This is a genomic window from Microcoleus sp. S1D4 (assembly GCF_036700765.1).
Lineage (GTDB): Bacteria > Cyanobacteriota > Cyanobacteriia > Cyanobacteriales > Microcoleaceae > Microcoleus.
On sequence record NZ_JAUBPP010000015.1, the window covers coordinates 72,804 to 87,255 of the forward strand.

Consider the following 14,452-nt stretch of genomic DNA (forward strand, 5'->3'; position numbering starts at 1 on the left):
TTTTAATTTCTTTTTTGCCGCAGCGGAATCTCGATCGCAAATTCGGCACCTTCTCCCACTACAGAATTGCACGACAACTGACCGCCGTGTTTTTCTACGACAATAGAGTGCGAAATTGCCAATCCTAAGCCAGTGCCTTTGCCGACTGGTTTTGTGGTAAAAAATGGGTCAAACAAGCGCTGTTGCACGTCTTCGCTCATCCCTGGGCCGCTGTCTGTTATTCGCATCGCCACGCAGTTATTTTCCGTTACTTCGGTACGAATCGTAATTGTGAGATTTTTGCCCGTGCGAGCGAAATTATCATTTTCCATTTCCACAGCGTCGATCGCATTTGTCAACAAATTCATAAATACTTGATTTAACTGACCGGGATAACATTCCACTAAAGGCAAGTTACCGTATTCTTTGACAATATTAATAGGCGGGCGATCGGGTTTATTTTTCAGGCGGCTTTGCAAAATCAGCAGCGTACTTTCGATGCCTTCGTGAATGTCAACTTGTTTCATTTCAGCTTCGTCAAGTCTTGAGAAAGTCCGCAGGCTCAAAACAATGTCGCGGATGCGATCGGCTCCGAGTTTCATAGATGATATCATTTTCGGTAAATCTTCAATAAGATAATCAATTTCCAACTCTTCTCTTGCCTCTAAAATTGTGACAGGTGGCTGCGGGTATTCCTGCTCGTAAAGTTGCAGAATTTTTAGCAAGTTTTGAGTGTATTCACTGGTGTAGCTGAGATTACCGTAGATAAAATTAACCGGGTTGTTAATTTCGTGGGCGACACCTGCTACTAACTGTCCCAAACTCGACATTTTTTCACTTTGAATTAATTTAGTTTGGGTGCGTTGGAGTTGGTGCAAAGTTTGTTCTAGGTGTTGAGTTTGAGCTCTAGCTAATTCAGCCGCTGTACGGGTTTGGGTGTATAATTCTGCGTGGTCGATCGCGATCGCAATTTGAGCAGTTACCGCTTGCATCAGCTCGACTTCCGAATCGCTCCAATGGCGCGCTGACACAGCCTGATAGCAGCTAATCGTGCCTATATCGCCGGAAGCAGTATGAACCGGCAGCGACAGCACTGAGTTAATTTTAAATAACTGAAAAATTGCGCGCACTTCTACATCTTCAAACAAGCTAACATCATCAACTCGCATAATTTTTCTGCCCAAAATCTGCTGCACTGCGGCACTAGATTTGTCATCTACAGCATAAGTACCCAACAAACTCGGCAAATCGGCATTCTTCGCTTCGCAAACTATTTCCCAAACCGGAGGATTGCTGTTGGGGCGATACCAAATGAAGATGCACCAATCTAGCTGGATAAGATTGCGAATTTCTTGAACAGCGGTTGCTAAAATTGTGTCTAAATCCAAAGAATTTCGGATTTGGTTGGCAATTTGATTCAACAGTTGTTCTCGTTGAGCTTGCTGTCTCAGGGCTTGTTCCGATCGCACTAAAGTGTCTTCTGCAAGTTGGCGATCGGTTAAATCTTGGACGACCGCTTGGATATGTTTTTGATTTCCCACTTCGATGGCTGTCAGCACGACTTCTGCAAGAAACTCAGTACCGTCCGAGCGCTGGTGCAGCCAATCAAAACGGTGGTTTCCGCGCTCAAAGGCGATCGCCATCATTTCGCTCGCCAATGTCGAAGAATCTCTGCCATTGGGTTGAAAAGGCGGCGACAATTTACCCGGATGATTGCCAATAAACTGCTCTTTGCAAGTATATCCAAATAGTTTTAATGTGGCGTTATTGACATCGTAAATACTATTTTCATCGGACATAAAAACAGCTATAGTGGTTAATTCGTAGAGCGAGCGAAATTTGGCTTCCGACTGCTGCAGTGCGGCTTCTGTTTGCTTGCGATCGGTAATGTCGGCAACCATTGCCAAAGCCCCGACATAGCGCCCTTCTTTGTCAGACAACGGATTAGTAGAAAGTATCGCCCACAAGTCGCTGCCGTCGCGGCGACGGAACTTAAAATCGTGCTGTTCTTTAATTCCTTGACGGCGGCGCTCCAGATTGAATTGCGCGATCGCGATGCCTTCTGCATCCATGAAAGCAAATAGCGACTTCCCGATCGTCTCCTCTACGGTGCAGCCGAGCATATCGGCCATTTTTTGGTTGACAAAAGTAGTTTTACCCTCCGCATCGATTATCCAAATTCCTTCATCGGCTGTCTCGACAATGCACCTGTATTTTTCCTCGCTTTCCTTGAGGGCTTCTTCTGCCAATTGGCGCTCAGTAATGTTTTGAGTCATCAACAATCCGCCGGTGATTTCTTGCCGTTGGTTTCTGACTGGCAAAGTGTAAGCGAGGTAGATGCGATCGCGGTAAGTAAATTCTGTTACAACTGTTTCTCCTGCCAGGGCTGCCCGATAATTTGGCTCGACAGCAGCGCAAAAATCCGGCTCGAATACTTCCCAGATTGTCTTGCCTTCCATCAATTCTTTGGAAAGCCCCACTGCTGTTAATTCTGTACCTTCTACCAGGGTGTAGCGCATTTCTGTGTCAAACAGCATCACCGCACCGTTAGGAATGTTGCTTGCCATCGTGCGGTATAGCTGTTCGCTTTTTTCCAGTGCTGCTTCTGCTTGTTTGCGATCGCTAATGTCAATCACGAGTGCACCGATGCCGATCGCCTCACCGTCTTTATCGAGCAGAGGAAAATAAGAGCCTGTCATGTGTCGCACAACCCCGGGCAGTCTGGGATTTTCACGGCTCATCTCAATGTTAATGAGGGGAGTTTTCGTTCTCAATATTTCTTCGTACAAAGGCTCTACTATTGGAGCCATATGCGGCAATATTTCGCGTAGAGTCTTGCCGAGGTGTTCTACGGCAGTGAGGCAATTTATTTGTGCTAAAAATTGATTAATTTGCACGTAGCGCAGTTGCGAGTCAAAAATGCAAATTCCCGCCGGGGCTTCCTGCAAAAAGCTATCGAACAGTGCTTTTTTTTGTGCTAATTCTTGTTCTAAAACTTTGCGATAGCTGATATCTGTCAAATAGCCAACCATCCCAATAACTTCTTCCGTCTTGTCTTTCAGCAGCGAAAGTGACAGGTGCGATTCAAATTGTTCTCCAGACTTGCGACAGGTAATAATTTCTACTTCGTGAAAACCTTTTTTTTGTAGGGGTTTGATAACTTGCTCTAATAAAAATTCCTGCTGTTGGGGAGGGTAAATTATAGAAATATGCTTTCCGATTACCCAATCTTCTTGATATCCGTATAACCTTTCGGAGGCTTGATTCCAACTGGTAATATACCCGTCGATATTGGTGCAAATCACCGATTCTCGAATTTGGTCTAAAACCAGACTGTGGTGGTGCAGTTGCGATTTTGCCACTTTGAGTTCGGCGTTTTTTTGTTGGAGTAGTTCCTGAGTTTTTGCCAGTTCAGCAGTCTGCTTCGCGAGCAATTTTTCTAGATTTGAATTGCTGTGTTCTGTTGATTCCAGCGGCTCGCTATTGTCATTCTGAATATTAAAAATTTCTTCCGCACTCAACCAAATCGCGGACTCTCCTTCTGTTTCAATTGTCCGCTGGGAAACTCGCACGGGTACGAGATAGTTATTTTTATGTTTATATGCTGCAGCGCACGATCGCGTAGAGCTATTTTTAGTAAGATTTTCTCGATCTTTTTTTGTTTCAGCGCAATCTGTTTGCAGAATTTCCCAGTAGTTGAGCTTGATAGTTTCTGCAACTGTGCGCCCGATCGTACTTGCAAAAGCTGGATTTACGTCCAAAAAAGTCCCGTCCGCGCGGCACAATGCTAGCCCGATCGGACTTAGTTCTAATAAGTTGCGGTTGCTGCGATCGCTCCGGTCTTCTCCTAACTGGCTTTGCATCTGACTTAGCTAGACTTGGGTGATTCAATTGGGAGCATATGGGGCTTTGTAAAAAGCATTTTTTTATTGAGAGTGTTCCGCGCGTGCATTCATTGTAAAACTCGCGAGCCGGGACAGCACTCTAAATGTAAAACAGAGACGCTCCGATTCAATTATATCTTTATTATCTAGTTTATTGTAACTTTTATAACTCGGTAAGGAAGTTCGACCAAGAAAGCCGAACTTCCCTCTATGCGTTACATCAGTTAAATCTGCGATCGAATCCGTTGCGGAACTTCGTTCAATTAATCGCGGGCGATACCTTCGGCGCGGGCGGCCAACTGCACTGCATCGGCGACTGCTATCGCAACTCTTTCGTCAAAAACAGATGGTATAATATGTTCTTTGTCAAGTTGAGAAGAGCTGACTAAAGAGGCGATCGCGTAAGCTGCACCCAAATACATACTGGTCGTAATCGTGCTAGCTTTGCAGTCCAAAGCACCTCGAAATATCCCCGGAAATGCCAAAACATTGTTAATTTGATTTGGGTAGTCGCTGCGTCCGGTAGCAATAATCGCGGCATCTTCCATAATTAATTCTGGCTGAATTTCGGGAATGGGATTTGCCATTGCAAAAACAATCGGATTCTCGGCCATCGATTGCACCATCGATCGCGTCAGCACGCCGGGGGCGCTAACGCCTAAAAATACATCCGCACCGGCGATCGCATCTGCCAAAGTACCGCCCTTGGCCACAGCAAATTCTAGTTTTTCTGGGTTCATGTCCGTGCGGTCTTTGGAGAGGATACCTTTGGAGTCGCACATGATGATATTTTCGGCACCTGCTTGGCGCAACAAGCGGGCGATCGCGACTCCGGCCGCACCGGCACCGTTAATCACGATACACACTTGGGCGAGGGTTTTTTTGACAATTTTCAAGGCATTAATTAGTGCTGCCAAACTGACAATTGCAGTGCCGTGCTGGTCGTCGTGAAAAATTGGAATATCTAAAGTTTCCCGCAATCTTGCTTCGATTTCAAAACAGCGGGGAGAAGAAATATCTTCGAGATTCACTCCCCCAAAAACCGGGGCAATATTCTGCACCGTGCGAATAATTTCTTCGGTATCTTGAGTATTCAAACAGATAGGAAAGGCATCAATTCCGGCAAATTCTTTAAACAGCATAGCTTTGCCTTCCATGACCGGCAGGGCGGCCTCTGGCCCCAGGTTTCCCAGTCCTAAAACTGCGCTGCCGTCGGTAACAATGGCAACAGTATTTTGTTTGATTGTGAGGTTGTAAACTTGTTGCGGATCCTTGGCGATCGCAGTACAAATGCGGGCGACTCCGGGGGTGTAGGCCATTGCCAAATCAGACTGGCGTTTGAGGGAAATTTTGCTTTCTACGCTGATTTTTCCGCCTCGGTGCAAGTGGAAAGTGCGATCGTACACGTCGAGCACTTTGATATCCGGTAGCGCTTTCACGGCTTGGACTATTTCTTCGGCGTGCTCGGTGCTCGAAGCATCGACGGTGATATCGCGAACTGTAGTGGCGCGGGTTTGCTCGATCGAGTCGATTTCTCCGAAGTTGCCGCCGACAGAGGCGATCGCGCTGGTGACGCTAGCGAGCATTCCCGGCTGGTTCGGCAGAGCAACGCGAATCGTTAAACTAAAGCTGGGGTTCGGTGTCAGTTTTACCATGATGGCTTAATTTGAGATTTGAGAATTTCAATCTTAGATTTTATCGCCCATGTTAGACATAAAATTTAATAATTAAAATTTTCAACTTAAATTTTTAACAAATTCTCCGATCGCGGCAGAGCGATCGCACGATATATCGCCGTAGGGTGCGTCAGTTTCAACCTGTTTGAATTGTGTCAAAAATCGGGACTGACGCACCCTAAGCTGTTGCTCATATAGATTGTGTATGGCAATTGAGGGGGAGAGGGGGATCGGGGGAGAGAATTTGACAATTTTTGATTGTCATCAAAATCTACAATTTAAATGCACAACAGCTTACGAACTACTAGCGATATATCGCCGTAAGGTGCGTCAGTTTCAAAGTGTTTGAATTGTGTCAAAAATCGGGACTGACGCACCCTACTAACTACTAACGATATATCGCGTGGTGAGGTACGCCCTATGCCCTATGCCCGGTTTGGCCTATGCCCTATACCTCATAGGAGAGATCGAAAGGCTCTACTAACTCTCAACTGTCTTTTGAAGCGAGACACCCGGAAATTTTATGCGGCGTTTTAGCGGCTTTGATGGTGGAGCTAAAAAGTAGATGCACGGCTGTTTGAGCCTGCAGGTAAAAATCAGAGCGACTGACAAGCGAGCCTTTTATATATTAATTTTCCCGACTTGTTTAACACTCTTTTATAGCGAGTGAAATGTTGATTTCGATCGAATTACCTGCACGATTTGCCCTCTAGATTCCAGCAACTGAACTAACAAGCAATCTATGCGATGCCTGCACGCTGCACAGCTTGGGCAGATCGCAGCGATTTGCTGGTTGCTAACTGTCAATTTTAGCGATCGTTCGCAGCATCCGCACAAATAACAGTAAAGAATTTGCAAGCAATACAATCGGGGGGAACTTTTTCGGAGTTTGGGAGTTCGACAGGTTGCTCGTCTTCGCTGTCGGTGGGAAAGATGCACAGGCCAACTTGTCTGACTCCAGCCATGAGTTCGACAACTCGATCTAAAATACTGTCGATTCTTTGAATTAGTTCGTCTGCTACATCCAGACTCGGCGCGATGATGAAAAAGGTTTTGACTCCTTCGGGACAAGTGGCGAAGCCGAGGGTGCAATCTTCTAATAGTGCTTGAGTTGAAAGACTCAGAGGCTCATCGAAGCGATCGATTACTGCTCGATCGAAGGCTTGTGTCAGAGAACGATCGCCAAAAACAGGTTGAGATAACATAACTACTTCCTTTCGTAGGATTTTTGGGAGCATTGAAAAAATTTTAACATACCTTAATGTAAGCGATTTAACAAAATTATTTAGCGATCGCGATCGTTGACTATATGTGATCTTGACAGGTTTGTTTGGCGATCGGCATTGTGATAATCTGTAGTCTAAGATACGAAACGCTGTGATTGAGGTCAGGATAGAAAATATTATCGAGGGGGAAATCCCCCCAGCAGTAAAGCTAAAAGTTGCGATCGACCTCAACCCCTAGCGTTTAAAATAAATATCCAATCAAAATATTAAAGATGAACTCGATCGCCCAACAGTTAAAAACCAGATTTGAAAAAGCCTTCACCTCCGCATTCGGCGAGAGTTATGCGGGTACAGATCCGATGCTAGCCGCTGCGGGAAACCCCAAGTTTGGGGACTTTCAGTGCAATGCAGCGATGAGTTTGGGCAAAAAGTTAGGCAAGCCCCCGCGGGCGATCGCCTCTACAATCATCGAAAATCTCGACATCGCCGACATCTGCGAAACCCCAGAAATCGCCGGCCCCGGTTTTATCAATTTGAAGCTGAAACCGGCGTATTTGGAAGCGCAAATAAGTGCGATCGCCGCCGACACCCGTTTGGGGATTGAACCGGCGAAAACGCCTCAGAGAGTGGCGATCGACTTTTCCAGTCCGAATATCGCCAAAGAAATGCACGTCGGACACTTGCGATCGACAATCATCGGAGATGCGATCGCCCGCATCCTCAAATTTCAAGGCCACGACGTACTCAGAATCAACCACATCGGCGACTGGGGCACCCAATTCGGGATGCTGATCGCCTACTTGCGCGAAGTTCACCCCGAAGCATTAACAACCGCTGACGCTCTAGATTTAGGCGATTTAGTGGCATTTTACCGCCAAGCAAAACAGCGCTTCGACGCAGACGAAACCTTCAAAGAAACCGCCCGCCAAGAAGTAGTAAAACTGCAAGCAGGCGCAGAAGACACCCGCCGCGCTTGGAAACTGCTGTGCGATCAATCCCGCCGCGAATTCCAAGTAATCTACGACTTGCTCGATATCAAATTAACCGAACGCGGCGAATCCTTTTACAATCCATTATTACCCGCAGTAGTCGAAGATTTAACAAACTTAGGTTTGTTAGTAGAAAGCGACGGCGCAAAATGCGTATTTGTAGAAGGTTTTACCAACAAAGAAGGCGAACCCCTGCCGCTAATTGTCCAGAAAACCGACGGCGGCTACAATTACGCCACAACAGATTTAGCAGCCATCCGCTACCGCATCCAAAACGACAATGCAAAGCGCATCATTTACGTCACAGATTCAGGACAAGCCAACCATTTTGCCCAAGTATTTGCCGTAGCCAGAAAAGCCGGTTGGATTCCCGAAGATGTCGAAATTGTCCACGTTCCCTTCGGTTTAGTCTTAGGAGAAGAAGGCAAAAGATTAAAAACCCGTTCAGGAGAAGCTGTGCGCTTGCAGGATTTGCTCGATGAGGCGATCGTCCGCGCCCGCAAAAATTTGGAAGAGATATTAGTCAAAGAAGAAAGACAGGAAACTGAAGAGTTTATAGCTAACGTAGCTCACGTAGTTGGTTTGAGTGCAGTTAAGTATGCCGATTTAAGTCAAAATCGCGCCAGCAACTATGTATTTAGTTACGACAAAATGCTCGCATTGCAAGGAAATACCGCACCTTATATGCTGTATGCTTACGTGCGCGTCCAGGGCATTCGCCGCAAAGGAGAGATTGATTTTGACAACTTAGATGCTGGTGCAAAAGTAATTTTGCAGTCAGATGCCGAGTTAGTATTGGCAAAGCATTTATTACAGTTCAATGAAGTTATAAATGCTGTGGGCGGCGACTTGTTACCGAATCGAATTTGTCAGTATTTGTTTGAATTAAGTCAAAAGTTCAATCAATTTTTTGAGCAATGTCCGGTATTGAAAGCCGAGGAACCGCTGCGGACTTCGCGGTTGATTTTGTGCGATTTGACGGCGAGGACTTTGAAGTTGGGGTTAGGATTGTTAGGGATTCAGGTATTGGAAAGGATGTAAATTTTTCACCGCCGATCGAGAAAGAGCGATCGCCTTTTTGAAGAGATGACTTGAGCAGATATTGGCTGATTCATACTAAAAAAAGCGTTCGTAATCATCGTGTTTCCCAATCCAAAACCATGTCACTGTATCTCCTTGTAAAATCCCTACTGCTCGATAGCTCCGCGTTATTCTCACAGACCAGATATTGTCTTCTTGGTTGATACACTTGAAGTACAAATATCGATGAAAGGGATTTTCCAGCCAGAAACTATAAGCTTTTCTAGCTTGCTCTTTTACTCTAATGTCAAGAGAATTGTAGTTTTCCCAAAAAGAAGGAAGGGTAGCAGATTTCATAACTCATTCAGTTTCATTTCCTGTGCCTTTCCTTCAGCAATTTCTTGTTTTGCGCGTTGGGCAGCAGCCACAAGTTGCGGTTGCGTTTTCTGGAAAGATTCGTCCCATCGAAGCTCATCTTTTAAGTCTTCGATATACTCTTTCAAGTATTCTGCTACTCGCTGCTGTAAAGTTTCTGGCAGAGACTCCATCATGTCGATCGCTGCATCAATACCTTCCCACAGTTCAGAAAGCGGTACAGTCTCTCCTGTCATTGCTTCGTGCCATCCTTGACGAAAACAATCTTCGGCTGACTTCAGCGGTTCCTCGTCAGCAAGAACAATAACGCGAACTCGGCGACCCGAAAATTCTGAAGCATAAGTAAGAACTTCTTCCCAAGTTCCCTCTAGTTCTAACATTTGTGATGTCATTTTTTTTTATTTTGATTCTTAACCGTCAGGACGGACGATCGCTATCCTCTTCATCTTGTATTTCTTCAGGAATAGTGGCATCATTCAACTGGCTAATAATTTGTAGAATTTGCTCTACTGAAATATCCACTTGTTCTGATTTTGCATAAATACTCATCAAAAAGATTGCTGTAGGCATCAGAACGTAATATATTAGTCGATACCCAGCACTTTTGCCCTTTTTGATATCGCTGTTTTTGACACGCACCTTAAAGACAATATCATTAATTCCCGGTATTCGATTTCCCGGCAATTCTCCAGCTTGAAGTTGTTCGACAATCGGCTGAACGTCAGAGCGAATGTGGCGGTACTTTTTGGAAAGTATGCGTAAATTGCGCTTAAATTCATCGGCAAAGTACACATTAATTGAAGGAGATTTACTCTGCATCAATTCCATCCCACAGTTCTGATACAGGTCTAGTTTTTCCTGTCTTTATTTCTAGCCATGCTTGTCGAAAACTTTCTTCTGGAGATGGGAGTGCTTCTTCATCTTCGTTAGCAAGAACGATGATGCGGACTCTGCGTCCAGCAAAGTTTGCTGCTTGCGCTAGAATTTCTTCCCACGTCCCTTCTAGTTCTAACACTTGTGCTGTCATTGGTTTTACTTTTTTTAAAAGTTGGATTTAGTAAATTGTAGCGCATTCCTCAAATCGAGCATTTACGGCTTTTTGTTAAAAATCAAGCTCTCCAGAAGACCTTTAAACATTGTTACCACAATTTGGCGATCGTTATCTCTCACAAAAATATCGTAATTGGGACTTGAGTTAATTTCAATCAACCAATATTGTCCGTTTTTATCTAGCGCAATGTCAAGCCCAGCATAATTAATTGCCATTTCATCAAAAACAGGTTTAACAAAATCTTCAATCTCCGACATGAGAGCAGGATTAATTATATGTTTAGCTTTTGCACCTTCCCAGTGCAGCGGGCTTAAATTCCCCGCAAATTCAGCCTGAGATTTGTCTTTCTCGTACAGCAAAACTAGCTTTTGTTTGCAGAATACAGCCCGATATTCGTGGGCAATTTCGATATATTCTTGAGCTAGTGCCACATAGTCATAATCTTTGCTGTTGACATTAAATATAATTTCTAGAGCTGCTTTAATTTGCTCTATAGTTTTACACAAAAAAACATTGTTGCCACCAGCACCGCGATTTCTTTTGAGAATAACTGGAAAAGCAAATATTTTATTTACTTCTAAAACTATTGATTCAATATCTGGGAAAGTTAAATATTTTTTATACTTCTCCTCGCAGTGAGGCGAGACAAAACCGAGAGTTTTGGGAGTATTTATCTTGCCGTTTAAGATTTGATAGGTATATTCTTTGTCTTTAAAAATCTCTGCTGCTGACGCGCTGTTAAATGGCGTCATGTAATTGACAAAATAATATTCTTCGCCGCCATGTTTGATTCTAATCAAGTTTTGGGTAGGATGCAGGATTTCGCAAGGGATATTTAATTCCTCACAAGCTGCCAGCAGGATTTCAATATTGGTTAGCATAATTTGAACAGGATAAATTTTTAGGACTTACGCGCCCTGACCTCAGAAACCCGGTTTCTTAAAACTCGTAGAAACCCGGTTTCTAGCCACCATGCGTAAGCCTTGATTTTTTTCATTCATACTGTACCACAGGAGGAAGCAATGAGACTAAAAGGGCGATCGCTCTTTGCAGAACAACCCTATACCCCTCATGCTGCTACTGCTTCATCCGAGGCAGTCTCCTCTGGCAAAACATAAAAATCTACATCAATTGCCGCATTCAATTGATGTACTTTTTCAACAATATATTTATCAAAATGAATCGCTGGGATGCTGCCACTTCTGTAATAAATGACGCAAGAAATCTCGACTTTACAATGCTTACACAACTCTACCAAAGATAGCCATCCCGGTTGAAGTTGTTCCATCACAGATTTAATGTGAGATTCTAAGTCGTCCGACTTGCTAAGTTGAGAATCTACTCTCCAGCCATTGTACTTTTTGCGGATAGTAGCCTTTGAGTGAATTAAATCGCCAATTTTCCAAGTTTTACTTGGTTTTATGCCGACTTTTTCTGTTACCTCTTCTGGAGATAAGTCAGTTCCAATTAAGGCAAAATAAGCGTAAATCTCTGATTCCATCCTCAAACTCCTGTTTAATATGATTAGAAATCATTAATGTTTATATCTGTTGGTTCGCCCGGACTCATACCGCCTTTAGGTTTGACATATATGTTTCCATCTCTGTCTTTGTAAAGGTCTTTTTTAGAGGCATTTTCTTCATTTTTGATTTCGTGTATGTCAATTTCTCCTGTTTTCAATCTCTCAATCTCCTGCTTGGTAAGCAGCTTGTCTTGTCTCCAGTTTCGCTCTTCTGCACTATTCCCTGATATTATTTCCGCTATTCCTTACACCAAAAAAAGCTGAGGTTTGAACATTTCTCTCAAACCTCAAATTGAATCAAATTTTATCCAAACAACCGCTGCTGCCCGTTTGCCGCATCTTTCCCGGCATAAATCTCGCGCGTTCCCTTGGGAATGTAAATCCAATCGAATTCTTGCAAGCGGTTGGTCAAATTGGAAATACTGACTCCCAATTCATCTCTCATTTTGTATAAGTGCGACCATTTTGTTAAATCGCGTCCCTGTCTTTTATCTTCCAAAACAACTCGGGGCATTAACAAACAGCTTGCAAAATATTGGGCTTGCCATTCGATCGACGCAATTTTGGTATTCGCGATCGCACCCCGACAGACAAACGGTTCTTCGACATCAGACGCTGTTTTTTCTCGATCGCCCAAATTGAGTTCTAACTGTTCCACAGTGCCGTCTGCTTCGTCTTGATTGACGTGCAGCATCCAGTGGCCGATTTCGTGGGCGATCGTCGATTCGATGAACCCCGGCGGTTTTTCGAGAATCAATTCGTTGATTTCGATTAACCGCTGCTGGGGTAAAATCCTGGCGGCGATCGCACCTTCTTCATCCGGCTCAATGTAGTCCCAAACTACGCCCAAATCCAGAAAATCAGCAACCGTCGTCGCTTCAAAAGGCCATTTCGGAGCAAACTTTTGCGTTTTCTGCATCTGCATCAGGATGTCATTTGCCAAACGCTCGATCGATTCTTTGGGATAGAAGCAATACGGTTTAAAAATACTCACTATCAGGGGCCTCTCTTACGCTTCAAAAGATTGTTTGAGCCAATCTGGATTTTCTTGCATCCGGCGGAAAAGAGCCTGCATTTCCTTCGGATTTTGCTTCAGCAGCGCTTCGTACTGCTGAGGCAGTCTCCCCGCCAAAAAAATCAATTCCTCTTCGTTGATATCGAGATTCCGCGCCAATGCTCGAATTACGTCCTCTTTTGGCGCGTAATCGGCGCGATCGTTCTCCAACTTCGACAAATAAGTAAAATCCACACTTAGCATAGCAGCAAGCTCACGTTGTGAGTAAGCCTTATCCTTGCGAGCTTGACGGATCAGTCTTCCAAATGTTTGTTCCACGGTTTTTCGCCTCCTGACAAGCATTCTAGCCTGTTTTGATGAAAACTTCAACAAAATACTTGACGGGAAAATCAACATACGTTACCATGAATTTAGTTGACGCTTTAGTCAACTCTTTTTGCCACACTGTTGTGGTAAAAAGTGGAAATAATCTAAAAAACACGCTATATATAGCGCTACAAACTTGAAAGGAGCGATCGCCACCCGGATCTAAACCCTTGTACGCAGCAAATAAGGAGGAACAGATAGCAAATGCTGAGAACCTGGACAGACACGCATTACAAGCTCGAAGACGATGACTGGCTATACATCGCCACCCACGAAGAACAAAGCTCAGCCTCACTGGTTTGTCCGGGCTACGCGCGGGATGGCGAAGGCTTCAGCATCCACTTCACCCCAGCCCACCTAGAAACCTTAGAGCATTTGCTCACCGCCCTGCGGATTATCAAAGCTCAACAAGAGGCGATGCTGGAGTACAAATATCCAGAACCAAAAGCTACAACACATCTCATTCGGTAATCGGAAGGGGAGATGGAGAGATGGGGAGATGGGGAGAGGGGGAGAATTAGCCAATTACCAATTCCCAATTACCAATTCTTAATTGTCTGTAAATCAATAAAGAACTAAGGAAAAACAACAATGACTACTACAAAAGAAAGACCTACATTTTCAGTATTTGGAGCCAAACCGAGCAACGCTTTGCTAGTACCAGAAATCCCGATCGCAGTCCGCAACAATTGCCAAAGCGGCCAATGGGCGATCGGCGATACCGATTACGGTTCCAAGTGTTCGATCACCATCCTCAAATTTGCCAAATTTTTTGGTTCCCTCGGTCAAACTTCCCACACACTTTGGGGTCAACTTTGGTTCGTCGCAGAAACAGGCGAACTCCCCCAAGGAGTTGTCATGGTGACATACATCAAAAACCGCAGTTTAAACGATTTTAACCGTTTAGTCGCATCAGTTCAATCACGCGGCGTAGAGCCGGCAACCGGAATCTTTGTTCCCGAATTCGTCAAACATTCCGGTCAAAAACCAGACGACAGCGGAGTAGTAAAACCAATCAATTACTACAGTTTAAAATGGTCGTGGATGGAGCGAAAAGACTGGGCAGTTATCGATCAAGCCGCAGCAGTTTTGTCCGATCCGAGCAATCAATCGCGGATGATTGACTTAGAAGGAACCAGGGCTATGATCTGTTTAGATAACCTACCAGCAGCACAAGTTGCGTCCTTGATGGCCGCTCACACTAGCGGTGAAAGCGATGCTATTGCTTTGAATTCTAACGGCGGTATGTCGCTACCGTCAGCGGAAGATAGAGCAACTGCTGACTTGTTCTAATTTTGTGGAAAAGGCGCGATTTAATCGCGCTTTTTCCGTAACTGTGACAACGAAGA

At 44.5% G+C, this 14,452-nt stretch carries 15 protein-coding genes; 3 read left to right on the forward strand and 12 right to left on the reverse strand.

The features are described from left to right. Nucleotides 1-2: 2 nt before the first annotated feature. From QT998_RS16880 to QT998_RS16890, 3 genes are all read right to left on the reverse strand, one after another. Entirely contained in the window at nucleotides 3-3,842 is a 3,840-nt protein-coding gene (locus QT998_RS16880; RefSeq protein WP_333115822.1) for a PAS domain S-box protein, read from the reverse strand. 284 nt (nucleotides 3,843-4,126) lie between these two features. Then, complete coding sequence (locus tag QT998_RS16885) at nucleotides 4,127-5,518, reverse strand: malic enzyme-like NAD(P)-binding protein (RefSeq protein WP_333115824.1); 1,392 nt, start codon at nucleotides 5,516-5,518, stop codon at nucleotides 4,127-4,129. 830 nt (nucleotides 5,519-6,348) lie between these two features. Further along, complete coding sequence (locus QT998_RS16890) at nucleotides 6,349-6,744, reverse strand: hypothetical protein (protein ID WP_194068941.1); 396 nt, start codon at nucleotides 6,742-6,744, stop codon at nucleotides 6,349-6,351. A 293-nt stretch (nucleotides 6,745-7,037) separates the two neighbouring features. Between QT998_RS16890 and argS the strand changes: the two genes are divergently transcribed. Beyond that, entirely contained in the window at nucleotides 7,038-8,795 is a 1,758-nt protein-coding gene (gene argS, locus QT998_RS16895) for an arginine--tRNA ligase (RefSeq protein WP_333115828.1), read from the forward strand. Nucleotides 8,796-8,870: 75 nt separating this feature from the next. On the opposite strand, the gene QT998_RS16900 is transcribed toward argS, so the two are convergent. From QT998_RS16900 to QT998_RS16940, 9 genes are all read right to left on the reverse strand, one after another. Beyond that, the gene (locus QT998_RS16900; RefSeq protein ID WP_333115830.1) at nucleotides 8,871-9,131 is read right to left on the reverse strand and encodes a ParE family toxin-like protein; all 261 of its coding nucleotides are present in this window, start codon (nucleotides 9,129-9,131) and stop codon (nucleotides 8,871-8,873) included. Further along, entirely contained in the window at nucleotides 9,128-9,541 is a 414-nt protein-coding gene (locus tag QT998_RS16905) for a hypothetical protein (protein ID WP_333115832.1), read from the reverse strand. Before QT998_RS16905 ends, QT998_RS16900 begins: the two co-directional genes overlap by 4 nt. Before the next feature lie 25 nt (nucleotides 9,542-9,566). Then, the gene (locus tag QT998_RS16910) at nucleotides 9,567-9,968 is read right to left on the reverse strand and encodes a type II toxin-antitoxin system RelE/ParE family toxin (protein ID WP_333115834.1); all 402 of its coding nucleotides are present in this window, start codon (nucleotides 9,966-9,968) and stop codon (nucleotides 9,567-9,569) included. Beyond that, nucleotides 9,958-10,176, reverse strand: coding sequence for a hypothetical protein (locus QT998_RS16915; RefSeq protein ID WP_333115837.1), 219 nt, complete (start codon nucleotides 10,174-10,176; stop codon nucleotides 9,958-9,960). The genes QT998_RS16910 and QT998_RS16915 overlap by 11 nt, the downstream gene beginning before the upstream one ends. Before the next feature lie 62 nt (nucleotides 10,177-10,238). After that, entirely contained in the window at nucleotides 10,239-11,081 is an 843-nt protein-coding gene (locus tag QT998_RS16920) for an ATP-grasp domain-containing protein (protein WP_333115840.1), read from the reverse strand. A 188-nt stretch (nucleotides 11,082-11,269) separates the two neighbouring features. Beyond that, a complete protein-coding gene (locus tag QT998_RS16925) occupies nucleotides 11,270-11,701 on the reverse strand; it encodes a DUF4279 domain-containing protein (RefSeq protein ID WP_106147661.1) in 432 nt (143 codons plus the stop codon). Between the two features lie 23 nt (nucleotides 11,702-11,724). Beyond that, nucleotides 11,725-11,964: a polymorphic toxin type 33 domain-containing protein gene (locus QT998_RS16930; protein WP_106147659.1), complete on the reverse strand. Its 240-nt coding sequence runs from the start codon at nucleotides 11,962-11,964 to the stop codon at nucleotides 11,725-11,727. Nucleotides 11,965-12,026: 62 nt separating this feature from the next. Continuing rightward, nucleotides 12,027-12,716 (reverse strand): ImmA/IrrE family metallo-endopeptidase, encoded by a 690-nt coding sequence (locus QT998_RS16935; RefSeq protein WP_333115843.1) that lies wholly within the window; start codon nucleotides 12,714-12,716, stop codon nucleotides 12,027-12,029. A gap of 15 nt (nucleotides 12,717-12,731) precedes the next feature. Next, entirely contained in the window at nucleotides 12,732-13,055 is a 324-nt protein-coding gene (locus tag QT998_RS16940) for a helix-turn-helix domain-containing protein (RefSeq protein WP_172189318.1), read from the reverse strand. 252 nt (nucleotides 13,056-13,307) lie between these two features. Between QT998_RS16940 and QT998_RS16945 the strand changes: the two genes are divergently transcribed. After that, nucleotides 13,308-13,574, forward strand: coding sequence for a hypothetical protein (locus tag QT998_RS16945; RefSeq protein ID WP_194068932.1), 267 nt, complete (start codon nucleotides 13,308-13,310; stop codon nucleotides 13,572-13,574). A 120-nt stretch (nucleotides 13,575-13,694) separates the two neighbouring features. Then, entirely contained in the window at nucleotides 13,695-14,396 is a 702-nt protein-coding gene (locus tag QT998_RS16950; RefSeq protein WP_333115845.1) for a hypothetical protein, read from the forward strand. The last annotated feature ends 56 nt before the right edge of the window (nucleotides 14,397-14,452 follow it).